The 23,027-nt window shown below is 64.4% G+C and carries 20 protein-coding genes; 10 read left to right on the top strand and 10 right to left on the bottom strand.

What is annotated here, in order from left to right:
* Positions 1–187: 187 nt before the first annotated feature.
* The 4 genes from kdpE to AWB77_RS17870 are packed head-to-tail and all read right to left on the bottom strand — an operon-like array spanning position 188 to position 3,099.
* Complete coding sequence (gene kdpE, locus AWB77_RS17885) at positions 188–886, bottom strand: two-component system response regulator KdpE (protein ID WP_061135756.1); 699 nt, start codon at positions 884–886, stop codon at positions 188–190.
* A gap of 31 nt (positions 887–917) precedes the next feature.
* The gene (locus AWB77_RS17880; RefSeq protein ID WP_061135755.1) at positions 918–1,892 is read right to left on the bottom strand and encodes a quinone oxidoreductase family protein; all 975 of its coding nucleotides are present in this window, start codon (positions 1,890–1,892) and stop codon (positions 918–920) included.
* Between the two features lie 24 nt (positions 1,893–1,916).
* Positions 1,917–2,306 (bottom strand): methylglyoxal synthase, encoded by a 390-nt coding sequence (locus tag AWB77_RS17875; protein WP_061135754.1) that lies wholly within the window; start codon positions 2,304–2,306, stop codon positions 1,917–1,919.
* 13 nt (positions 2,307–2,319) lie between these two features.
* Positions 2,320–3,099, bottom strand: coding sequence for an SDR family oxidoreductase (locus AWB77_RS17870; protein ID WP_061135753.1), 780 nt, complete (start codon positions 3,097–3,099; stop codon positions 2,320–2,322).
* A 209-nt stretch (positions 3,100–3,308) separates the two neighbouring features.
* On the opposite strand from AWB77_RS17870, the gene upp reads away from it, so the two are divergent.
* The 9 genes from upp to rng all read left to right on the top strand — a co-directional run bounded on the left by upp (position 3,309) and on the right by rng (position 11,417).
* Positions 3,309–3,962 carry a uracil phosphoribosyltransferase gene (gene upp / locus AWB77_RS17865; protein ID WP_061135752.1) on the top strand — a complete coding sequence of 218 codons (654 nt, stop codon included), beginning with the start codon at positions 3,309–3,311 and terminating at the stop codon, positions 3,960–3,962.
* A gap of 320 nt (positions 3,963–4,282) precedes the next feature.
* The gene (locus AWB77_RS17860) at positions 4,283–5,011 is read left to right on the top strand and encodes a YebC/PmpR family DNA-binding transcriptional regulator (RefSeq protein WP_061135751.1); all 729 of its coding nucleotides are present in this window, start codon (positions 4,283–4,285) and stop codon (positions 5,009–5,011) included.
* 257 nt (positions 5,012–5,268) lie between these two features.
* Positions 5,269–6,570: a phosphoribosylamine--glycine ligase gene (purD, locus tag AWB77_RS17855; protein ID WP_061135750.1), complete on the top strand. Its 1,302-nt coding sequence runs from the start codon at positions 5,269–5,271 to the stop codon at positions 6,568–6,570.
* A 133-nt stretch (positions 6,571–6,703) separates the two neighbouring features.
* Positions 6,704–7,663, top strand: a complete 960-nt coding sequence (hemF, locus tag AWB77_RS17850; protein WP_061135749.1) for an oxygen-dependent coproporphyrinogen oxidase — start codon at positions 6,704–6,706, stop codon at positions 7,661–7,663.
* Positions 7,654–8,331 (top strand): nicotinate-nucleotide adenylyltransferase, encoded by a 678-nt coding sequence (locus AWB77_RS17845; RefSeq protein ID WP_061135748.1) that lies wholly within the window; start codon positions 7,654–7,656, stop codon positions 8,329–8,331. The genes hemF and AWB77_RS17845 overlap by 10 nt, the downstream gene beginning before the upstream one ends.
* Positions 8,332–8,333: 2 nt before the next feature.
* On the top strand, positions 8,334–8,786 hold the full coding sequence (gene rsfS / locus AWB77_RS17840) for a ribosome silencing factor (protein ID WP_061135747.1): 453 nt from the start codon (positions 8,334–8,336) through the stop codon (positions 8,784–8,786).
* A gap of 14 nt (positions 8,787–8,800) precedes the next feature.
* Positions 8,801–9,271, top strand: coding sequence for a 23S rRNA (pseudouridine(1915)-N(3))-methyltransferase RlmH (gene rlmH / locus AWB77_RS17835; RefSeq protein WP_061135746.1), 471 nt, complete (start codon positions 8,801–8,803; stop codon positions 9,269–9,271).
* A gap of 54 nt (positions 9,272–9,325) precedes the next feature.
* Entirely contained in the window at positions 9,326–9,940 is a 615-nt protein-coding gene (locus AWB77_RS17830) for a Maf family protein (protein ID WP_061135794.1), read from the top strand.
* 7 nt (positions 9,941–9,947) lie between these two features.
* Positions 9,948–11,417 carry a ribonuclease G gene (gene rng, locus AWB77_RS17825; protein WP_061135745.1) on the top strand — a complete coding sequence of 490 codons (1,470 nt, stop codon included), beginning with the start codon at positions 9,948–9,950 and terminating at the stop codon, positions 11,415–11,417.
* A 40-nt stretch (positions 11,418–11,457) separates the two neighbouring features.
* On the opposite strand, the gene AWB77_RS17820 is transcribed toward rng, so the two are convergent.
* The 4 genes from AWB77_RS17820 to AWB77_RS17805 all read right to left on the bottom strand — a co-directional run bounded on the left by AWB77_RS17820 (position 11,458) and on the right by AWB77_RS17805 (position 17,249).
* The gene (locus AWB77_RS17820; protein ID WP_061135744.1) at positions 11,458–12,762 is read right to left on the bottom strand and encodes a CotH kinase family protein; all 1,305 of its coding nucleotides are present in this window, start codon (positions 12,760–12,762) and stop codon (positions 11,458–11,460) included.
* Between the two features lie 98 nt (positions 12,763–12,860).
* Positions 12,861–14,579, bottom strand: coding sequence for a lipid A export permease/ATP-binding protein MsbA (gene msbA / locus AWB77_RS17815; protein ID WP_374728700.1), 1,719 nt, complete (start codon positions 14,577–14,579; stop codon positions 12,861–12,863).
* Positions 14,580–14,769: 190 nt separating this feature from the next.
* Positions 14,770–16,116, bottom strand: coding sequence for an O-antigen ligase family protein (locus tag AWB77_RS17810; protein ID WP_063936515.1), 1,347 nt, complete (start codon positions 16,114–16,116; stop codon positions 14,770–14,772).
* On the bottom strand, positions 16,113–17,249 hold the full coding sequence (locus AWB77_RS17805; RefSeq protein ID WP_061135742.1) for a glycosyltransferase family 9 protein: 1,137 nt from the start codon (positions 17,247–17,249) through the stop codon (positions 16,113–16,115). Before AWB77_RS17805 ends, AWB77_RS17810 begins: the two co-directional genes overlap by 4 nt.
* A gap of 345 nt (positions 17,250–17,594) precedes the next feature.
* Between AWB77_RS17805 and AWB77_RS17800 the strand changes: the two genes are divergently transcribed.
* A complete protein-coding gene (locus AWB77_RS17800) occupies positions 17,595–18,356 on the top strand; it encodes a glycosyltransferase family 2 protein (protein WP_061135741.1) in 762 nt (253 codons plus the stop codon).
* Positions 18,357–18,363: 7 nt separating this feature from the next.
* Here AWB77_RS17800 and AWB77_RS17795 read toward each other — a convergent pair whose 3' ends face one another.
* Together AWB77_RS17795 and dnaE are read right to left on the bottom strand one after the other, a co-directional pair.
* On the bottom strand, positions 18,364–19,428 hold the full coding sequence (locus AWB77_RS17795) for a glycosyltransferase family 4 protein (protein WP_061135740.1): 1,065 nt from the start codon (positions 19,426–19,428) through the stop codon (positions 18,364–18,366).
* On the bottom strand, positions 19,428–22,955 hold the full coding sequence (dnaE, locus tag AWB77_RS17790) for a DNA polymerase III subunit alpha (protein WP_061135739.1): 3,528 nt from the start codon (positions 22,953–22,955) through the stop codon (positions 19,428–19,430). Before dnaE ends, AWB77_RS17795 begins: the two co-directional genes overlap by 1 nt.
* Positions 22,956–23,027 lie beyond the last annotated feature (72 nt).

The following is a 23,027-nucleotide window of genomic DNA, read 5'->3' as shown; positions in this document are numbered from 1 at the left end:
CGGGCCTGAAAAGCTGCTTTCTTTGCCTACTTTCTTTGCAGCAGCAAAGAAAGTAGGTGCCGCCCCGCACAGGGGCAGTGCTAGTAGACCAACACGAATACGGGATCCGGCGAAAGCCGCCGCGGACAACAAAGGCATACCCGAAAAACGCGCCATCGACAAACGATCACAAGCCCGACGCCATCCGTCACGCCGCACCGACGAGCCTGTAACCGACGCCCGTCTCCGTCACGATATGCTCCGGCTGCGCGGGATCGCGCTCCAGCTTCTGCCGCAGATGCGCCATGTAGATGCGCAGATAATGCGGGCTTTCGACATGCGACGGTCCCCACACTTCCACGAGCAATTGCCGATGCGTAAGCACGCGCCCCGCATGCCGCACGAGCGTCGATAGCAGCCGGTACTCGATCGGCGTCAGATGCACGCCCTCGCCGCGCTTCGCGACTCGGCGCAGCGCGAGATCGACGGTCACGTCGCCGAACGTCACGACCGGCGTCTCGCTCGCGGATGCCTGATTGCGACGCCGCAGATGCGCGCGAATCCGCGCCATCAGTTCGGACACGCCGAAGGGCTTCGTGAGGTAGTCGTCGGCGCCGGCATCGAGCGCGGCCACCTTCTCGTCCTCCTGCGTGCGCGCCGACAGCACGATGATCGGCAGTTCGGTCCAGCCGCGCAGTTCACGGATCACGTCGATGCCGTCGGTATCGGGCAAGCCGAGATCCACGATCACGAGATCGGGCTTGCGCGTCGCGGCTTCGACCAGCCCCTTCTGCCCCGTTTCCGCTTCGTGCACCGTCATGCCCTGCGCCTCGAGCGACACGCGCACAAAACGGCGAATCTGCTTGTCGTCCTCGATCAGGACGACGCTGAAGGACGGCTCGTTCATAGGGTCGCCGTCCGTGCGGGTTGTCGTCGTTTCAAGGTAGGAGAATGGTCGATCCAGTGGTCTTGCGCGCTTCGAGCTCTTCGTGCGCGCGGGCCGCATCGGCGAGCGGATGACGCTGGCGCACGTTCGTCTTCACCTTGCCGGATGAAACGACATCGAACAATTCCGCCGCCATCGTGTCGAGATCGCTGCGTTTGGCGATGTAGCTGAAGAGCGTCGGCCGCGTGAAGTAGAGCGAACCGCGTCCGGCAAGCTCGGACGAATCGAGCGGCGGCAACGGGCCCGACGAATTGCCGAAGCTCACGAAAAGCCCGAGCGGCGCAAGGCAATCGAGCGACGCGATATACGTGTCCCGGCCGATCGAATCGTAGACGACCGGCACGCCCGCGCCGTTCGTGATCTCGCGCACGCGCTGCGTGAAGTTCTCGCGCGTGTACACGATCGGGTAGTCGCAGCCGTGCGCCTTCGCGAGCTCGGCTTTCTCGTCCGATCCGACCGTGCCGATGACCGTCGCGCCGAGCGCCTTCGCCCACTGGCACGCGAGCATGCCGACGCCGCCCGCCGCCGCGTGGATCAGCACCGTGTCGCCCGCCTTCACGCGATAAGTCCGGCGCAAGAGGTATTGCGCGGTCAGTCCTTGCAGCATGATCGACGCGGCGTCTTCGTAGCCGATCGCATCGGGCAGCTTCACGACGTATTCCGCCGACATCACGCGCTCCTGCGCATAGGCGCCCGGCGGCCGCGACGCATACGCGACGCGATCGCCCGGCTTGAACTGCGCGACGCCCTCGCCCACCGCCGTCACTTCGCCGGCGGCCTCCATGCCGAGTCCGCCCGGCAGCGGCATCGGATAAAGACCGGTGCGGAAGTACACGTCGATAAAATTCAGCCCCACCGCATGATGCTTCACGCGTATCTCGCCCTTGCCCGGCGCGCCCACGTCCACGTCGACCCACTTCATGACTTCGGGGCCGCCTGTCTTGTCGAATCGGATTGCCTTGGTCATCGCTCGTCTGTCTCCTTTCGTGCCTCAGGATGCCCGCGAAAAGCACAGGCGCAAGTCGTCGAGAATCATGCGCGCCGTCGCGATGTTGGTCGCGCACGGCACGTTGTGCACGTCGCAGGCGCGCACCAGCGCGTTGATGTCGGGCTCGTGCGGCTGCGGCGTCATCGGATCGCGCAGGAAGATCACGATATTCACGCGCCCTTCCGCCAGTTCCGCGCCGATCTGCAAATCGCCGCCATGCGGGCCGGAGAGCTTACGCTCGACTTCCAGCCCGTGCGCCGCCGCGATGCGTCCGCCGGTCGTACCCGTCGCGACGAGACTGCATTGCGCGAGCGTATCGACGAATTCGCCCGTCAGCGTGACGATGTCGTCCTTCTTCATGTCGTGCGCGATCAGCGCGACGCGTGTGGTCATCAGACGCTCCGTCTCAGTAAGTGCCGGGATAAGCGCCGCCATCGATCAGCATGTTCTGACCGGTGATGTAGCCCGCGTGCACGCTGCACAGGAACGCGCACGCCTTACCGAACTCTTCCGCCGTGCCGAAACGCCCGGCGGGCAGGCTTTGCGCGCGGCGCGCACGCATTTCGTCGATGGAGATGTTCTGCGCCTTCGCCTGCGCTTCCATCGTCACCGCGATGCGGTCGGTGTCGAACGTGCCGGGCAGCAGATTGTTGATCGTGACGCCCGTCGACGCGACCTTGCGCGCGACGCCCGCGACGAATCCCGTCAACCCCGAACGCGCGCCGTTGGAAAGACCCAGCACGTCGATGGGCGCCTTCACCGACGAGCTCGTGATGTTCACGATGCGCCCGAAACCGCGCTCGATCATCCCGTCGATGGTCGCCTTGATGAGCTCGATCGGCGTCAGCATGTTGCCTTCGAGCGCCTTGATCCACATGTCGTGCGTGAAGGTGCGGAAGTCGCCCGGCGGCGGGCCGCCCGCGTTGTTCACCAGAATATCGGGCGCCGGGCACGCGACGAGCGCGGCGGCGTGGCCTTCGGGCGTCGTGATGTCGCCCGCGACCGTTTTCACGTCGACGCCGTAGGTCGAGCGGATGTGCGCCGCCGTCGCTTCGAGCGTTTCCGCCGTGCGCGCGGTGATCACCAGATTCACGCCTTCGGCGGCGAGCGCTTCGGCGCAGCCGCGCCCGAGTCCTTTGCTCGCCGCGCAGACGAGCGCGGTGCGCCCTGCGATTCCCATATCCATCGTCGTTCCTCCGTCGTCGTTGTCACAGATCGTGATGTCTCCGCGCAATTCTAGAAGAATCGGGGCGGCAACGTGGCGGGCACTGCGGAATCGGGCTTGCGATTGTTCTTAGGCACGGGCGGGCTTTTGGGTAAACTGTCGCCACTGTGCGCTTCCCGAGCGTCAGAGGCAGAACATCACCCGAGCAGGACGCGCCGCGCGCGAGACCCATGAAACAAGACAGCCGCTTCCCCAATCTCTTCATCACCGATCACCCGCTGATCCAGCACAAGCTCACGCACATGCGCGACAAGGACACGTCGACGCGCACGTTCCGCGAGCTTCTGCGCGAAATCACGCTGCTGATGGGCTACGAAATCACGCGTAATCTGCCGCTCACGACCAAGCGCGTGGAAACGCCGCTCGTCGAGATCGACGCGCCCGTGATCGCCGGCAAGAAGCTCGCGATCGTGCCGGTGCTGCGCGCGGGCATCGGCATGTCGGACGGCCTGCTCGATCTCGTGCCGTCGGCGCGGGTCGGGCATATCGGCGTGTACCGGGCGGAGGATCATCGGCCGGTCGAGTATCTCGTGCGCCTGCCGCCCGATCTCGAGGAGCGCGTCTTCATCCTGTGCGATCCGATGGTCGCGACGGGCTACTCGGCGGTGCACGCCGTCGATGTGATGAAGCGGCGCAACGTGCAGAGCGAGAACATCATCTTCGTCGCGCTGGTCGCCGCGCCCGAAGGTGTGAAGGTATTCCAGGACGCGCATCCGGACGTGAAGCTCTATGTCGCGTCGCTCGATTCGCATCTGAACGATCATGCGTATATCGTTCCGGGGCTCGGCGACGCGGGCGATCGTCTGTTCGGCACGAAGAATTAAGCGTCCGCCCGACTCGCTTCGACCGCCGCGCCCTTCGCGCGGCGGTTTGCGTTTACGGCCGTTTTGCCTCCGCTTTGCCCGCGATTCGGCCGAATTCCCCACGGTTCGCGCCTGTTTCCGCGCAACGGCGCGCGCGCCGCGGTACTGGGAGCGCATGCCGCCATGCTAAAATTTCGGTCTGTTCTGATTCGGGTCGCGACGGATCGACGTATCCGGGAAACACGCCCGGACACCGCCCGAAAACGCGCGGCCGACAGACACAATTCAGCACGACAGCACACTAGGCGCCCGGCTCGAAGCCCGCGCGATGGAGAAAGGTAATGGCGGGTCATTCGAAATGGGCCAACATCAAGCATAAGAAGGCCGCGGCCGACGCGAAGAAAGGCAAGGTCTGGACGCGCCTCATCAAGGAAATCCAGGTCGCGGCGCGCATGGGCGGCGGCGAGATCGATTCGAATCCGCGCCTGCGCCTGGCCGTCGACAAGGCCTACGACGCCAACATGCCGAAGGACAACATCAACCGCGCGATCCAGCGCGGCACGGGCGGCGTCGATGGCGCGAACTACGAGGAAATCCGCTACGAAGGCTATGGCATCGGCGGCGCGGCGATCATCGTCGACACGATGACGGACAACCGCACGCGCACCGTCGCGGAAGTGCGCCACGCGTTCTCGAAGTTCGGCGGCAACATGGGCACGGACGGCTCGGTGTCGTTCATGTTCGATCACGTCGGCCAGTTCCTGTTCGCGCCCGGCACGCCGGAAGACAAGCTGATGGACGCCGCGCTCGAATCCGGCGCGGACGACGTCGTGACAAACGAAGACGGCAGCATCGAGGTGATCTGCCCGCCGAACGATTTCCAGAAAGTGAAGGACGCGCTCGAAGCCGCGGGCTTCAAGGCGGAACTCGCCGAAGTGACGATGAAACCGCAGACGGAAGTCGAATTCAGCGGCGACGATGCGGTGAAAATGCAAAAACTGCTCGACGCGCTCGAAAATCTCGACGACGTGCAGGAAGTCCATACAAACGCCGCGATCAACGAAGACTGAGCTTCGGATCGCGCGGGGCGCGGCGCGGACGGACGCCGCCGCGGCCTCGCATGGAACGTCTTTCGCTTCGGCTCGAATGCCGCAGCGGCGCCGCGACAGCATCGCGGCGCGGCATCGCCCCCGAAGGCGCGTGACGCAGCTTATGTCAGCGCGAGCCGCCTTCGCGACGCTATGACGAGTGTCATAAGCGCGCTTTACGGTCGATGCACCCGCCGCTTTTTCTCAAGCCGCTTTTTGTCAGGATTTCGGGGATTCACATGAAGTTACTCGTCGTCGGTTCCGGCGGCCGCGAACACGCGCTGGCCTGGAAGCTCGCGCAATCGCCGCGCGTGCAGATCGTCTATGTCGCGCCGGGCAACGGCGGCACGGCGCAGGACGAGCGTCTGCGCAACGTCGACATCACGGACCCGGCAGAACTCGCCGATCTCGCCGAGAAGGAACATGTCGCGTTCACGCTCGTCGGCCCCGAGCAGCCGCTCGCGGCGGGCATCGTCAATCTGTTCCGCTCGCGCGGCCTGAAGATCTTCGGCCCGAGCAAGGAAGCCGCGCAGCTCGAAAGCTCGAAAGACTTCGCGAAGGCGTTCATGAAGCGCCACAACATTCCGACCGCCGAATACGAAACTTTCTCCGATCTCGCCGCCGCGCACGCCTACATCGATGCAAAAGGCGCGCCGATCGTCATCAAGGCGGACGGACTCGCCGCCGGCAAGGGCGTCGTCGTCGCGATGACGCTGGAAGAAGCGCACGCCGCCGTCGATTCGATGCTCGCCGACAACAAGCTCGGCGACGCGGGCGCGCGCGTCGTGATCGAGGAATTTCTCGCCGGCGAGGAAGCGAGCTTCATCGTGATGGTGGACGGCAAGCACGTGCTGCCGCTCGCCTCCAGCCAGGACCACAAGCGCCTGCTCGACGCCGACCGCGGCCCGAACACCGGCGGCATGGGCGCGTATTCGCCGGCGCCGATCGTCACGCCGCAACTGCACGCGCGCGTGATGCGCGAAATCATTCAGCCGACGGTGCGCGGCATGGAAAACGAAGGCATCCGCTATACGGGCTTTCTGTACGCCGGCCTGATGATCGACGCGAACGGCAATCCGAAGACGCTTGAATTTAACTGCCGGATGGGCGACCCCGAAACGCAGCCGATCATGGCGCGCGTGAAGGGCGACTTCTCGAAAGTCGTGGAAATGGCGATCGACGGCAAGCTCGATACCGTCGATATCGACTGGGACCGCCGCACGGCGCTCGGCGTCGTGCTCGCGGCGCACAACTATCCGGACACGCCGCGCAAGGGCGACCGCATCAGCGGCATTCCCGCGGAAACCGAGAATTCCGTCACTTTCCACGCGGGCACGACGCTCGCCGACGGCAAGCTCACGACCTCGGGCGGGCGCGTGCTGTGTGTCGTCGGACTCGCGGATTCCGTGCGCGGCGCGCAATCCGTGGTCTACGATACAGTCAACCAGATTTCGTTCGACGGCATGCAGTATCGGCGGGATATCGGCTATCGGGCGGTGAACCGCAAGCAGTCGACCGAGAAACTTGGCGACAAGCACTGAATCGGCGGCTTGCGCCGCATGAGCACACGCGCTGCCGGACCTCGTGTCCGGCAGCGCGCTTTTGAGAGTTTAAGGACGAAGGGTTAACCCCGCGTCCATTCCAGATTGCCCCACCGGGCGCACGCAGCAATCGATGAGTGAACCGAACCGCAGCGCGGAACAACGCACAGAACACGACGCAGCCCACGATATCGGAGCCGTCCGCGACTATCTGACGGGCCTGCAGACGCGCATCGCCGATACGCTCGGCGCCTTCGACGGCACGGCCTTCGCCACCGACGCCTGGACGCGGGAGCCCGGCGCGCATCTGCGCGGCGGCGGCGTGACGCGCATTCTGGAAGGCGGCGAATTTTTCGAGCGCGGCGGCATCGGCTTTTCGGATGTGCAGGGCGACGCGCTGCCGCCATCCGCGAGCGCGGCGCGCCCGCAACTCGCCGGACGCGGTTTCGAGGCGCTCGGCGTATCGCTCGTCATGCATCCGCGCAATCCGCACTGCCCGACCGTGCACATGAACGTGCGCATGCTCACGGCGACGAAAGAAGGCGAAGCGCCGATTTTCTGGTTCGGCGGCGGCATGGATCTGACGCCGATCTACGGCTACGAGGACGACGCGCGCCACTTTCACCGCGTGTGCCGCGACGCGCTCGATCCGTTCGGCGCGGAGTTGTATCCGCGCTTCAAGACGTGGTGCGACGAGTACTTTTATCTCAAGCACCGCAACGAACAGCGCGGCATCGGCGGAATTTTCTTCGACGATGTCTCGGAGCCCGGTTTCGAGCACTCGTTCGCGATGATGCAAAGCGTCGGGGATGCGTTTTTGAACGCGTATCTGCCGGTCATCGAGCGCCGCCGCGACACGCCGTATACGGAGCGCGAGCGCGAATTTCAGGCGTATCGCCGCGGTCGTTACGTCGAATTCAATCTGGTGTTCGATCGCGGCACGCATTTCGGTCTGCAAAGCGGCGGACGCACCGAATCGATCCTGATGTCGATGCCGCCCGCCGCGAACTGGCGCTACGACTGGAAGCCGGAGCCGGGCACGCCCGAAGCGCGGCTGTACGACGACTTTCTGGTGCGCCGCGAATGGCTGTGACGCCCTGCGCCAAGCGCGTCGGCCTTTTCGGCGGCACGTTCGATCCGATTCACAACGGGCATCTCCTGCTTGCGCGGCGCTTCGTCGAGTTGCTGCAACTCACCGAACTCGTGCTGCTGCCCGCCGGTCAGCCGTGGCAGAAGGCGGGCGTGTCGGCGCCGGAACATCGGCTGGCGATGACGCGCGCGGCGGCCGCATCGCTCGAACTGGACGGCGTGACGTTCACCGTCGCCACCGACGAGATCGACCGCCACGGCGACACGTATACGGTCGACACGCTCGCGCGCTGGCGCGAACGCGAAGGCGCGGATGCGTCGATCTCGCTGCTGATGGGCGCGGATCAACTCGTCAAGCTCGATTCGTGGCATCAATGGCGGCGGCTTTTCGACTACGCGCACGTCTGCGTGGAAACGCGCGCGGGCTTCGACGTAGCGACCCTGCCCGCCGCCGTCGCGGCCGAGCTCGAAGCGCGCCGCGCCGCCCCCGAGGTTTTGCGCGCGAGCGCGCACGGTCACATGCACATCGACGAAATGCTGCTTCTCGACGTATCCGCCACGGCGATCCGCGACGCAGCGCGCACGATGAACGGCACGGACGGCGCACGCGCCCAGGTCCCTGCGGCTGTATGGGACTATATTGTTCAACATCATCTGTACCAGACACGGTAACCATGGAACTTCAGAAGCTTCAACGCGCGATCATCGACGGTCTCGAAGACGTCAAGGCGCAGGACATCAAGGTGTTCAACACGACCCACCTGACGTCGCTTTTCGACCGCGTGGTCGTGGCGAGCGGCACGTCGAACCGGCAGACCAAGGCGCTCGCCAACAGTGTGCGCGAGAAGGTCAAGGAAGCGGGCGGCGACATCATCTCCACGGAAGGCGAGGAGATCGGCGAATGGGTGCTGGTCGATTGCGGCGACGCGGTCGTGCACATCCTTCAGCCCGCGCTGCGCCAGTACTACAACCTCGAGGAAGTCTGGGGCGACAAGCCCGTGCGCGTGAAGCTGCAGAAGCCGAACATGTTCGGCGGCGCGAGCGTCACGGCCGATGACGACGAGGACGACGAAGACGACGCGCCCGCCGTCAAACGTCCCGCACGCAAGACCTCGCGCAAGCACTGAAGCCGCTTCGTTCGATGAAGCTGGTCATCCTCGCCGTCGGACACAAGATGCCCGACTGGATCACGAATGGCTTCGACGAATATGCGAAGCGCATGCCGCCCGAACTGCGCATCGAGCTAAAGGAAATCAAGCCCGAGCAGCGCTCGTCGGGACGCAACGCCGAGAGCGTGATGGCTGCCGAAAAGCAGCGCATCGAAGCTGCCTTGCCGAAGAACGCGCGCGTCGTCGCGCTCGACGAACGCGGCCGCGACTGGACCACGATGCAGTTGGCGAATGCCCTGCCCGGCTGGCAGCAGGACGGGCGCGATGTCGCGTTCGTGATCGGCGGCGCGGACGGACTTCATCCCGATGTGAAGGCCCGCGCCGAACTGATGCTGCGCATTTCCAGCCTGACGCTGCCGCACGGCATGGTGCGCGTGCTGCTTGCCGAACAGCTTTACCGCGCGTGGAGCATCACGCAGAATCATCCCTACCATCGCGCGTGAGGCTTTTCGATGTCGGAATCGAATGCCCGCGCGTCATTCGATTCCGACTTCAAGATGCCGACTCATCCCTTCGTTTATCTCGCTTCACAAAGCCCGCGCCGCCAGGAGTTGCTTCGCCAGCTCGGCGTGCAGTTCGAACTACTGCTTCCCCGTGCCGATGAAGACGCCGAGGCGCTCGAAGCCGAGTTGCCGGGCGAAGCCGCCGATGCGTATGTCGTGCGCGTGTGCGCGTTGAAGGCGCGGGCGGCGCGCGACCGGCTCGTCGCCGGCGGTCATGCGAGCGCGCCCATTCTCGTCGCCGACACGACCGTCACAATCGACGGACTGATTCTCGGTAAGCCGCTGCACGAAGAAGACGCCCTCGCGATGCTCGAACGTCTCGCTGGGCGCGAGCACGAAGTGCTGACGGCGCTCGCCGTCGTCGATGCAGACGGTGCGTTGCTCGAACCCGCGCTATCGCGCTCGACGGTGTGTTTCGCGCGCGCCGATCGTGCTGCGCTGCAACGCTACGCGGCATCGGGCGAGCCGCTCGGCAAGGCGGGCGCGTACGGGATTCAGGGCCGCGCGGCCGAGTTCATCGAGCGAATCGACGGTTCCTATTCGGGTATCATGGGTCTGCCCCTTTTCGAAACCGCTGCTCTCTTGCGCGTGGCGCGCGTCGCATTCTAAACAGGCCATGAACGAAGAAATCCTGATCAACGTCACACCGCAGGAAACCCGCGTCGCACTGGTTCAGCAAGGCGCCGTTCAGGAACTTCACGTCGAGCGCACGCTGTCTCGCGGGCGCGTCGGCAATGTGTATCTCGGCAAGGTCGTACGCGTGCTGCCGGGCATGCAGTCCGCGTTCATCGACATCGGTCTCGAGCGCGCCGCGTTTCTTCATGTCGCGGATATCTGGCATCCGCGCATCGCGGGCGAGCCGCATAACGCGCAGCCGCATACGCCGATCGAAAAGATCGTCTTCGAAGGTCAGTCGCTGATGGTGCAGGTCGTGAAGGATCCGATCGGCACGAAGGGTGCGCGCCTGTCGACGCAAGTGAGCATCGCGGGGCGCACGCTCGTCTATCTGCCGCAGGAGCCGCACATCGGCATCTCGCAAAAGATCGAGAGCGAGGCGGAGCGCGAAGCCGTGCGCGCGCGTCTGACCGCCGTCTTGCCCGCCGACGAAAAAGGCGGCTATATCGTGCGGACCATCGCGGAAGACGCGACGAGCGAAGAACTCGCCGCCGATGTCGCGTATCTGCGCAAGACGTGGGCGACGATCGTGATGCAGGCGCAGCGCGTGCCGCCCACCACGCTTCTCTACCAGGACCTGAATCTGGCGCAACGCGTGCTGCGCGATTTCGTCAACGACGAGACCACGCGTATCCAGGTGGATTCGCGCGAAACGTATCAGATGCTCGCGGATTTCGCAGCGGAATTCACGCCCGCGGTTGCGTCACGTCTGCATCATTACACCGGCGAGCGGCCGCTCTTCGATCTGTACAACATCGAGGCGGAGATTTTGCGGGCGCTGTCGCGGCGCGTCGATCTGAAGTCGGGCGGCTATCTGATGATCGACCAGACCGAAGCGATGACGACCATCGACGTCAATACGGGCGGTTATGTCGGCGCGCGCAACTTCGACGACACCATCTTCAAGACCAATCTCGAAGCGGCGCATACGATCGCGCGGCAACTGCGCCTGAGGAATCTGGGCGGGATCATCATCATCGATTTCATCGACATGGAGAATGTCGAGCATCGCGATCAGGTGCTGGGCGAGCTGAAGAAGGCGCTATCGCGCGATCGCACGCGCGTGACCGTGAACGGGTTCTCGCAGCTCGGTCTCGTCGAGATGACGCGCAAGCGCACGCGCGAGTCGCTCGCGCATGTGCTGTGCGAGCCGTGTCCGACGTGTCAGGGCAAGGGTCAGGTGAAGACGCCGCGTACCGTGTGCTACGACGTGCTGCGCGAAATCATGCGCGAATCGCGACAGTTCAATCCGCGCGAGTTTCGGGTGGTGGCTTCGCAGCAGGTCATCGATCTGTTCCTCGAAGAAGAGTCGCAGCATCTGGCGATGCTGATGGACTTCATCGGAAAGCCGGTTTCGTTGCAGGTGGAGAGTAACTTGAGTCAGGAGCAGTATGACATTGTGTTGATGTAGGCGCGCGCCGCGCCTCTTCGGTCACGGCGCGCGCGGTGCATCACAAGTTGGCGTCCAGCCACGCAATGCGCCTGGTCAGCCAGGTCTTCAAATAATCCACCTCGCCGCGATACGAACCCGTCACGACGGGATTTGGCCAGAGCCGCTTGTCGAGCACCGGCCAGCGGCGGAAGTTTCGCTGCGCGGCGCCGCTTGCCTCGAGCGCCTGAGCGTTCTCTTCGATATAGGCCGTCAGCGTATCGATGTGCGCGGCCTTCAACTCATCCCATCGCGCCCGCACGCGTGTCTCGAACGTCGGATCGATCTGCTTCATGCGCGCGATCCACGGTCCTTCCGCCACCCAGAAGCCTTCCGGATACTGCGCGTCCGAATAATTCACGTTGCCCGCGCCGAGATCGAAGTCCCACAGCGGGCCGAACTTCAGCTTGCCATTCGCGTCCTTGTAGAGATAGATGCTCGCAAAGTCCCTCGCGTCCTGATTCTTGAAGATCTCGTTGACGAGAAACCAGTCGATCAGCGAGGCGACATCGAAGTACTGCTCGTAACCCGTTGCCGGATCGGTCGCGTGGTCGGAGAAGAGCGCATCTTCCGCCTGCTGGATGTAATCGCGGATATACGCGGCTTGCGCGTCCGATGCCGGGTCCGGCGTATCGATGCATATCGGCAGGTTGTGCGTCGTACGCCAGCAGACCGCCTCGTCCATGCGCCCGTTGATTTCGACGATGAAGCCGGTCTTGCTCGGCGCCGTCGTCTCGTCGCTATCGGCGATATTGACGCGATTCTTGTCGACACGCACCGATTCGACCAGGTCGTACACGCCTTTGTATTCACCATTGAGCGCCAGTTCGAACGCGACGGCACGCGGCGTCCATGCCATGCCGAAGCGCCGGCCGAGTTCGAACGCGGCGCGGTTGCGCAGCAGCGTCTTGTCGAAGAAATTCGCAAGCAGGATCCAGTTCTTGTCCTTCGGCAATCCGAAGGGACTCGCCTTGCTATCGAGCTTCAGCCGATACGGCTTCTTCTCCTGCGACCACGTGCTGTTGCCGTGGCCCTTGATCGTGGCCCGGCTCGCCAACGATTCGGTGCCGTCGGCGTCCGTGGTGCCGATTTGTACGCCAAGGTACTTGTCTTTCTGGACGACAGGCGCGCCGTCGTCGGTCGCGATGGACATCGCCGCGAATGTGCCGGCGGCCGGCGGCACTTTAGCGGCGGGATCGACCTGGTTCGAGATGCTGTCATCCGAACCGCCGCCGCACGCCACGAGACATACTGCAAGAAAGACCGCGCCCGCGGCGCGCAGGACATCGCGCCTGCTTTTTACTGCATCGACTCTGAACTGCATCATGCTTCGCTTACTCTTCAATGATTCTTCCCCGGAATTGGGGAGGCGAATCATAGCGAAGCGCACAGGCCGCTAATTGCTGCTATCTCACAATCAATTGATTACGCCGCCTGCTGCTGATACTGAATCCGATGCAGATGCGCATACAGGCCGTCCTTGCGCAACAATTCCGCATGACTGCCCTGCTCCGCGATCTTCCCCGACTCCATCACGAGAATGCGATCCGCGCGCTCGATCGTCGATAGCCTGTGAGCGATCACCAACGTCGTGCGCCCTTTCATCAACGTCTCCAGCGCCGACTGCACGTGCCGCTCGGACTCTGAATCCAGCGCCGACGTGGCTTCGTCGAGAATCAAAATCGGCGCGTTCTTGTAGATCGCGCGCGCAATCGCCAGACGCTGCCGCTGTCCGCCCGACAGACGCATCCCATTACCGCCGACCAGCGTATTGATGCCATCCGGCAACGACGCGACGACTTCCGACAGATTCGCCGCAGCCAGCGCCGACATCACGCGCTCGCGATCCGGCGTCTGACCGTAAGCGACATTCGCGGCAATCGTATCGTTGAAGAGCACGACGTCCTGGCTGACCATCGCGAGCTGGCCGCGCAGATCGTGCAGGTCGTACTCGGTGATCGGCACGCCGTCAACCAGCACCTGACCGCCGCGCGGATCGAAAAAGCGCGGCAGCAGATTCACGAGCGTCGTCTTGCCGCTGCCCGACGGACCCGCGAGCGCGACCATCTCGCCCGGTGCGACCTTGAACGACACGCGATCGAGCGTCGGCCGGTCGACGGAACCGTAGCTGAACGACACATCGCGGAATTCGACTTCGCCGCGCGCCCGTTCGAGACGGCGCCCGCCGCCTTCCGGCTCGGCCGGTTCGTCGATCAACCCGAAGATCAGCTCCGCCGCCGTCATGCCGCGCTGCAAGGGCTGGTTGATGTCGATCAGATGCTTGAGCGGCGAAATGACGAGCAGCATCGACGTGACGAACGCAACGAAGCCGCCGACGGTGGTCTGATCGTTCGCCGACTGCACGACCGCGATCGTGATGACGATTGCGAGCGCGATCGACGCCAGAAACTGCGTGAGCGGCTGCGCAAGGCCGCCCGAAACCTGCATGCGCATGGAGTAGCCGCGCAGCCGATGGCTCATCTCCGTGAAACGCCCGGTCTCGTACGGTTCGCCGTTGTGCACCTTCACGACCTTGTAGCCGCCGACGGTTTCCTCGACGATATACGACAGCTCGTTCGTGAGTGTCTGATGCTCGCGATTGAGACGCCGCAGCCGCCGGTTGATCTTGCTGACGAGCCAGCCGATGGCCGGCAGGATCACCGCGACGATCAGCGTGAGCCGCCAGTTGAGGATGAACAGATAGCCGAGCAGAAACACGACCGTGAGCGAGTCGCGCACGAGCGTCACGACCACGCTCGACAGCACGCTCAGAATCTGATTGACCTCGAACACGATCGCGTTGATGACCGTGCTCGCGGTCTCGCGCTGGAAAAAGCCCGCGCTCGTGTGGATCATGCGCTGGAACATTTCGAGCCGCAGTTGCAGCAGGATCTTGTTCGTCACGTACGAAAGGAAGTAGCCCGATGCGTACTGCGCGCCGCCGCGCACGAGCGCAAGTCCGATGACGGCGGCCGGCACGAGCCATTTGGCGTGATCGCTGCTTTTCGAGCCGAAGCCGTGGTCGAGCAGCGGCTTGAGCAGCATCGGAATGCCGGCCTCGGTCGCCGCGACGATGCCCATCGTCAGCAGCCCGAGAAACACCATGCCGAGCAGCGGACGGATATACGGCCATAGCCGCTTCATGACGGCCGTCGGCGAGCTGCTTTCGCCCGCGCCGATGGTCTTGCGCAATGTCTGCTTCTCGCTCAAATCTTTCCTCGGTGTTCGGTTTGCATGGAAATGCGCCGGTTCGATTCGCCGTGCGGATCAGCACGCGAGAATCCGCCATTCTAATCCTGTGAAAGGCGCCGTCGCAGGAACGTCGACGCGGGGCTCAATCCTGCGCTCGTGGAGCCGTATCGCGTGATGTCTCGGGTGACTTGTCGGGTAACTCATCTTGTGACTTGGCGCGCGGCGGCGGCAGCCGGTTCGTCAGGCGCTCGCCACGGCCGAGCATCAGCCCGGCGAAGCACCAGAAAGCGAGCGCGGTCGTCTGCCACATGAAGTCGTCGGTGGAATTCTTCGCGATCATGCCGCCCACCAGTGCGATGCCGCCTGCCGCGAGCCACGGCAATTCGCGCCGCAAGCGCCAGAAGCGGACGACGAGCGCGACCAGCAGCAGCGCTTCGAGCACGACACCGACGACGCCCGTTTCGAGCCACGTGTTCAGAAACAGGTTGTGGGCGTGCGTCAACGCCTGCGGCTCGGCGGCGAGCAGGCGCGGCGGCATTTCCTGCTTGTACACCTCGCCAGGCAAAGGCTTGCCGAAACCGATTCCTATCCACGAATGCGGCTCTCCCGCCTTGCCGTAGAACGCCCAAAGGCGCGGACGGGTGTCGGCGGCGAGCGTATCGCGGATGCCCGGCAGGAACGACGGCACCGGAATGCGATCGCCCTCGATCGTCACGCCATGCGCAGGCAGCGCCGGCGGATTGACCGCGAGACGACTGCGCGAACTGAATTCGAGCGCGCCGATCACCGCGACGCCGACGACCAGAAGCGCCACGATCGCGAGAACCATGTGACGCCGATAGAGCGGATACACCGCGATCAGCAGCGTGACGAACGCAGCGAGCCCGAAAAAGCGGTTGAGCGTCGCGATGCCGACGAACACACTCAGCAGCACGCCCGACACGCCGATCGCGCGCCAACGGCCGCCGAGCATCATGCCCGTGAAGAGCGCGATCGCGAAGAGCGCGACGGTGCTCGTGTGACCGACGCGGTTGTAGTAATGCAGCATGAACGTGTCGGCCGTGGGCGGCTGCAGTTGCCCCCAATAGACGACGCTGATGATCGCGACGAGCACGCAGCCGAGCCAGTGCATGAACACGAAACGTTCGGGATGAGCCGTGCGGGCGCCGAGCAGCCAGAAGCCGAAGAACGCGAAGAGCGGATAGAACACCTCGTCGAGCCAGGCGTGCATGCTCTCGGACGGATAAGGCGACCACGACACCGACGCGAGCGACCACGCCGACCAGAGCGCAGCCGGCACGAGCAGCGGCCAGCGCAGCGGCGAAGGCGCGCCGCGCGTCGCGGCAAGCGCGACGGTGCCGACGCCGATGAACCCCAGCGCGATATTCTCGAGCGCCGTCATGTGCGCAAAGGCCACGACGAAGAGAATGACAGGCGCGCCGATCCAGAGAAACGAATCAGCCTGAAAACGATACTTTCTTGTTGTCATAGACCTTCCGCCAGCATCTCCTCGAGTGCGCCGCTCACCGCATCGAGCGAGATGAGGCCCATGCATTGGGCATGATCACCGCGCCACGCGACACACGTCGTTTCGTTGCGATCGCAGCGGCGGGCCCACGAAACATGCCGCCGGAAGATGTCCGGCTCGTCCCGGCACGGCATATCGACGATGGTAACCGGCCTGAAGCGCGCATCGCGCCAAAATTCGCCAGCGCCGTGGATCATCGCGTTGCCGGGTCCGAAGAGCGTCACCGTCGGCACGCCCACCATGCGTCCCAGGTGCGCGACGCCCGTGTCCGGGCATACCACCGCACGAGCGCGCGCGAACAGATGCCACAACTCGCCCAGTCCGACCCGGCCCGCGAAGCTCGGATACCGCGCTTCGGGATCGATCGCGCGGATCAAGTCGGCTTCGTCCGGGCCGCCGCTCCATACCGGCGTGAGGCCCCGCGCCTCGATGCGACCGGCGAGCGCGCGCCAGCGATCGTGCGGCCAGCGCTTGACCGACGTGCTCGCGCCCGGATGCAGCACCACGTACGGCCGCGCGAGCGACACGGCGTCGGCCTGCGCGAGCGGCCTGGCGGCCGGCGCCGGCCAGTCGCCCGGCCGATAGCGCGCGGGCGGCGGCCCGTCGATCAGTGTCGCGGCGATATCGGCCCAGGCGGCGGGTTCTTGCGGATACGGATGCGATTCGTCGAGCGGCCAGTTCTTCCAGGCGGGCGTGTCGTCGCCATGACCGACGATCCAGCGGCACTTCGCCGCGATTGCGAGCCACGCATGCCGGTTATCGCCGACGACGATGCCGAGATCGTACGGCCCTGACTTCAGGACGGCCGAGACGCTCGCCGCATCGCGCGGATCGAACGGCAGCGCCTCTGCGCCGTACGGCCGGCCGGCATAAAGCGGCACGATGGCCTTCGGGCACGTGAGCACGATGCGCGCGTCCGGGTAGCGCAGACGCAGCTTCGCGACGAGCGGCGTCAGCAGCAAGGTGTCGCCGAGCAGCAGATGATGCGCGATCAGGATGCTCGACACGCCGGTCGGCCTGTGGCGAAACGCCTTGAACGCAAGCTTGGGTATCGCGCGGGCAATGATGCGTATGCGCCCGGAGAGTCGGCTCATAGAATCGAAACGGGATTACTCGCGGTGCCCCTTGGACGAAGCAGGTGCATTGCGTGCCCTGCCTGGCGGATGGAGTTCGTCAGGCCGCGTTGTTTTCATGGACGTCGATGCGGCTCGCGAAGCGAAAACCGGCCATCGACGAGGAATGCTGGAACCAGACCCGTCTCGAACGATCTTTTGCTACGCGCTTCCGTCAGGCACACTATCGCCTCACTCTACCCTGACAACAAAAAGAGGCCCGCGGCCTCTTTGCGCCCGGTCCGGCACGGCGGAATTTTCTGCATCACGCCACGCCCGGCCAGCAGTCAATAATTATACCAACACGCACGCCGCACCAACGCTTCCATGTCCCGCCCAACGCTCGGCATCGCCATCATCACCCACAACGCGGCCGCGCGGCTCGCGCAATGCCTGCAGGCCGTTTCTTTCGCCGATGAAATCGTCGTCGTCGATGGCGGCAGCACCGACGCGACCGTGGGCATCGCCGAGGCGCATTCCGCGCGCGTGATCGTGGCGCGCGACTGGCCGGGCTTCGGCCCGCAGAAGAACCGCGCGCTCGACGCGCTCTCGACCGACTGGGTGCTCTCCGTCGACGCCGACGAAGTCGTGTCGCCCGAACTGGCTGCGTCGATCCGCGCCGCGATCACCGATCCGCAGGCGGACGTGTACGCGATCGACCGTCTGTCGAGCTTCTGCGGCGTGTGGGTTAAGCACAGCGGCTGGTATCCGGACTGGATACCGCGACTCTTCAGACGCGGCACTGCGCGCTTCTCGCCCGATCTCGTGCACGAACGGCTCGTGCTTTCGACGGCGCAGCCCGTCGTGCGCCTGTCCGGAAAATTGATGCACTACTCCTACGAAGATTTCGAGGCGGTGCTGCGCAAGCTCGACGCGTACTCCACGGCGGGCGCGCGTCAACGGCACGCGGCCGGCAAGCGCGGCAGCTTCGGCGTTGCGCTCACACGCGGCGCGTGGGCGTTCGCGCGCACTTACGTGCTGCGGCGCGGCTTTCTCGACGGCAAGGCCGGCTTCATGATCGCGGTCTTCAACGCGCAGACGGTCTACTACCGGTTCCTGAAACTGGCGCACATGAACGAAGTGCGCTGAACGCGGCTCAGCGCTTTGCGTCGATGGCGCGCGCAAGTTCGATCAGCGCGCGCACGTGCGAGTCGACGCTCGCGTCGTAACGCACCGCGCCGTCCGATACGCGCGCCGCGCCGCGCCGCGTTTCGATGGCGTCGAGCACGGTGCGGCGCAGATCGGCGGCGTCGCCTGATTTGAAGACATGCTTCGCGTGATCCGCGATCGCATCGCAGCAGCCGATGCACGCAGGAAAGATCACCGGCGTGCCGCACATCACCGATTCGATGCCGACGAGCCCGAACGGCTCGTAGCTCGACGCAAGAATCGTGAAGTCCGCCGCGCGGTACGCATCCTCGATGTTCTTCGCGTAGCCGAGATAGCGCACGTTGGCCGCCGGCTTTCCCGGCGCGCGGCCCGCCACCGCGATCACCACGTTCATCCCGGCGAGCCCCTTCTCGATCAGCGGCAAGCCCTTGCGTTCATGACTGCTCGACGGAAACAGCAGCACGGTTTCATCGGGCTTGAAACCGAAGCGTTCGCGCAGACGCGCGCGCTCGTGGTCATCGACAGGCGAAAAGCGCGCGCCGTCCACGGGCGGATGAAGCACGCGAATCTTGCTGGCATCCACGCCGTATAACGCGCGCAATTCGTGGCTCATCATGTCCGAATGCGCGACGACGACCTTCGCCTGCGCATACTGACGGCGTTCGAGCGCGATCTGCCGCGTGTCCGAGCGCTTCTCTCGCCGCCCGGTCGCGCGCAGAAAACCGATATGCGTGCCGCCGCAAATGGCGATCTCGGAACCTTCCACGCGATTGCAGCCGATGAGCACATCGACCCTGGCTTTCCTGCGCGCGCGCTTGAGCGCCCAAGAGAAATACGCGTCGCGCAGCTTGCCCGGCAGAAACGATACCTTGATGCGATGCGGCTCGATCAAACGGCTTTCGGGCAGCGACGTATCGATCTTGCGCGCGAAGAACGCGGGCTTCTTCTTGCCCTCGAAGCCCGCGGCGGCGAGGCCGCGCACGAGATCCATCGCGTAGCGTTCGAGTCCGCCGGAATGCTTGAGCGCATTCGCCGAGATGCCGATGCGCATCAGTAGACGATTTCGATTGCGCTGCCCGCGAATTCGCCGCGCAGCGCCGTGATGAGGTCGTCCGTCGGCTTGACGCGCCATGCGTCGCCGAGACGCACTTCGCCTTCGGCATGCTCGCTGCGATAGACGATGCTCACGTTCAGGCCGTTGGGAATCGGCGCGGACTGACGCTGGCGGCCGTTGTCCTTCACCGGCATCGGCGGCGGCGCGGCCTGTTCGCCCGCCGCATGCGCTTCGAGCACGCGGCGCAGGCGCAAGGCGTCGGCGTTGCCGTTCATCTCGACCTTCACCGACTGCGCGTAACGGCTGCGCGCGCGTTCGAGGTCCATCGCGGTATCGACGGTGAAGCGGATGCCGCCCGTGAACGCGTCGTTGCGCGCCATGCCCTGCACGACGAGCAGTTCGTCTTCCTTGAAGAGCGCCTTGTTCGCTTCGAACTGTTCGTTGAAGACGGTGACTTCGCACTGGCCGCTGCCGTCGTCGAGATTGACGATCAGCATCTTTCCGCGCTGGGTCATCTGCGTGCGCATCGCGGAAATGACGCCCGCGACGAGCTTGTCGCGCCCTTCCTTCAGTTCGCCGATCTTCTGGCGCACGAAGCGGCGCACTTCGCCCTTGTACGCGTCGAACAGATGGCCGGACAGATAGAAACCGAGCGCGGTCTTCTCTTCCTGCAGACGCTTCTTGTCGGACCACTCGGGTTCGTCGACATATTCGTGCTTCGCGAGCGGCGCGTCGCCCATGTCGAAGAGGCCGGCCTGCATCGCGTGGGCGGCGGCCTGATCGGCGGCTTCCATCGCCATCGGCACCGAGGCGAGCAATTGAGCGCGATTCGCATGAACCGTGTCGAACGCGCCCGCGCGGATGAGGGCTTCCACCGTGCGGCGATTCACGACGCGCCGGTCGATGCGCTCGCAGAAATCGAAGAGATCGACGAACGGGCCGTCTTCGCGCGCACGCAGAATCTCTTCGATGGCGTTCTGGCCGCTGCCTTTCACCGCGCCCAGACCGTAGCGGATGGTCTTCGAGCGCTTGCCATCGGCTTCCGCGACCGGTTCGAAGCGATACGCCGACTGGTTGATGTCCGGCGGCAGCACCGCCATGCCGTTCGTCAGGCAGTCTTCGAACAGAATCTTGACCTTGTCGGTGTCGTCCATGGCGAGCGACATATTGGCCGCCATGAATTCCGCCGGATGATGCGCCTTCAGCCACGCCGTGTGATAGGCGAGCAGCGCATACGCCGCCGCGTGCGACTTGTTGAAGCCGTAGCCCGCGAACTTCTCCATCAGGTCGAAGGTTTCGTCCGCCTTCGCGCGCGTGAGACCGTTCTTCGCCGCGCCTTCCGCGAAAATCTCGCGATGCTTGGCCATTTCCTCGGGCTTCTTCTTGCCCATCGCGCGGCGCAGCAAGTCCGCGCCGCCGAGCGAGTAGCCGCCGATGATCTGCGCCATCTGCATCACCTGCTCCTGGTAGACCATGATGCCGTAGGTCTCTTTCAGAACGGGTTCGACGCGCGGATCCGGATATTCGACGATCTCGCGTCCGTGCTTACGCGCGCAGAAGCTCGGTATCAGGTCCATCGGGCCCGGTCGATACAACGCCACGAGCGCGATGATGTCCTCGAAACGGTCCGGCTGCGCGTCTTTCAGCATGCCCTGCATGCCGCGGCTTTCCAGCTGGAACACGGCGACGGTGTTCGCCTTCTTCAATATCTGGAACGATGCCGGATCGTCGAGCGGCACCTGCGCGAGACTCCAGTCCTTCTTCGACGGATCGAGCCGGCGGATATAGCGCTCGGCCCAGTCGAGAATCGTGAGCGTGGTCAGACCCAGAAAGTCGAACTTCACGAGGCCGACGGCTTCGACGTCGTCCTTATCGTACTGACTGACGACGCCGCCGTCCTCGCCCTGCGTATAGAGCGGACAAAAATCCGTGAGCTTGCCGGGCGCGATCAGCACGCCGCCCGCGTGCATGCCGACGTTACGCGTCAACCCTTCCACGCGCTGCGCGAGTTCGAGCAACTGATGCACTTCGTCTTCGGAGTCGAAGCGTTCTTGAAGCGTGGGCTCTTCCTTCATCGCATCCGCGATGGTCACGTGCTTGCCCGGCTTGAACGGAATCAGCTTGGCGACGCCGTCGGTGAACATGTAGCCGAGATCAAGCACGCGGCCGATGTCGCGCACCGCCGCCTTCGCCGCCATCGTGCCGAAGGTCGCAATCTGCGACACGGCATCCGCGCCGTACTTTCCCTTCACATACTGGATGACGCGGTCGCGCCCTTCCTGACAGAAGTCGATGTCGAAGTCGGGCATCGACACGCGCTCCGGATTCAGGAAGCGCTCGAACAGCAGGTTGTAGCGCAGCGGATCGAGATCGGTAATGCCGAGCGCATACGCGACGAGCGAACCCGCGCCCGAGCCGCGTCCCGGACCGACCGGCACGCCATTGTTCTTCGCCCACATGATGAAGTCGGCGACGATCAGGAAGTAGCCCGGAAAGCCCATCTTGATGATCGTGCCGCATTCGAAATTGAGGCGCGCGTAGTAGGTTTCGCGCTGCGCCTCGCGCGCGGCTTCATCGGGATAGAGTTGCTGCAGCCGGACTTCGAGGCCTTCTTTCGACAACTGCACGAGGTAGTCGTCGAGCGACATGCCGTCCGGTGTCGGGAAAAGCGGCAGCTTCGGCTTGCCGAGTTCGAGCGTCAGATTGCAGCGCTTCGCGATCTCGACGGTGTTCGCGAGCGCCGACGGCACGTCCGCGAAAAGCGCGCACATCTCGTCCTGCGTGCGGAAATATTGATCTTGCGTGAAGCGCTTCTGCCGACGCGGATTCGCGAGAATATCGCCTTCCGAAATGCACACACGCGCTTCGTGCGCGGTGAAGTCGTCGGGCGTCATGAACTGCATCGGATGCGTTGCGACGACCGGCAGCTTCAGCTTCGCCGCGAGCTTGACCGCTTCCTGCACGTAAGCCTGCTCACCCGGCTGGCCCGCGCGCTGCAATTCGATATAGAACGCGTCCGGAAAGAGCTTCGCCCAGCGCTCGGCGTTGCGCTGCGCGGCTTGCGCGTTGCCTGCGGCGAACGCCATGCCGATGTCGCCCGTCTGCGCGCCGGAAAGCGCGAGCAATCCGGTCGCGAGACCTTCCTCGAGCCACTCGACCATGACCTCGGCGCGGCCGCGATACTGGTTCGTGAGCCACGCGCGGCTCAGCAGTTCGCACAGGTTGAGATAGCCTTCCTTGTCGCGCACGAGGAGAAGCAGGCGCGAGGGCTTGTCGCGATCGGCGGGATTGGTGATCCAGACATCGCAGCCGGCGATGGGTTTCAAGCCCATGCCGCGCGCTTCCTTGTAAAAGCGCACGAGACCGAACGCGTTGCCGAGATCGGTCAGCGCGAGCGCGCCTTGTCCGTCTTTCGCGGCAGCCTTGACGACGTCGTCCAGCCGCACGATGCCGTCGGCGATCGAGAATTCGGAGTGGACGCGGAGATGAACGAAGCGGGGATCTGACATGGCGGTATTGTACATGCGGGTCATCGGCTGAACCCGCGTGAAAACGTGCGTTGGCCGAACGGATAAGGCCCTCGCGACACGTCCGGA

It is taken from the genome of Caballeronia fortuita (genome assembly GCF_001544835.2).
In the GTDB taxonomy this organism is placed as follows: Bacteria; Pseudomonadota; Gammaproteobacteria; order Burkholderiales; family Burkholderiaceae; genus Caballeronia; species Caballeronia fortuita.
This window is presented reverse-complemented; position numbering and strand designations above follow the sequence as displayed.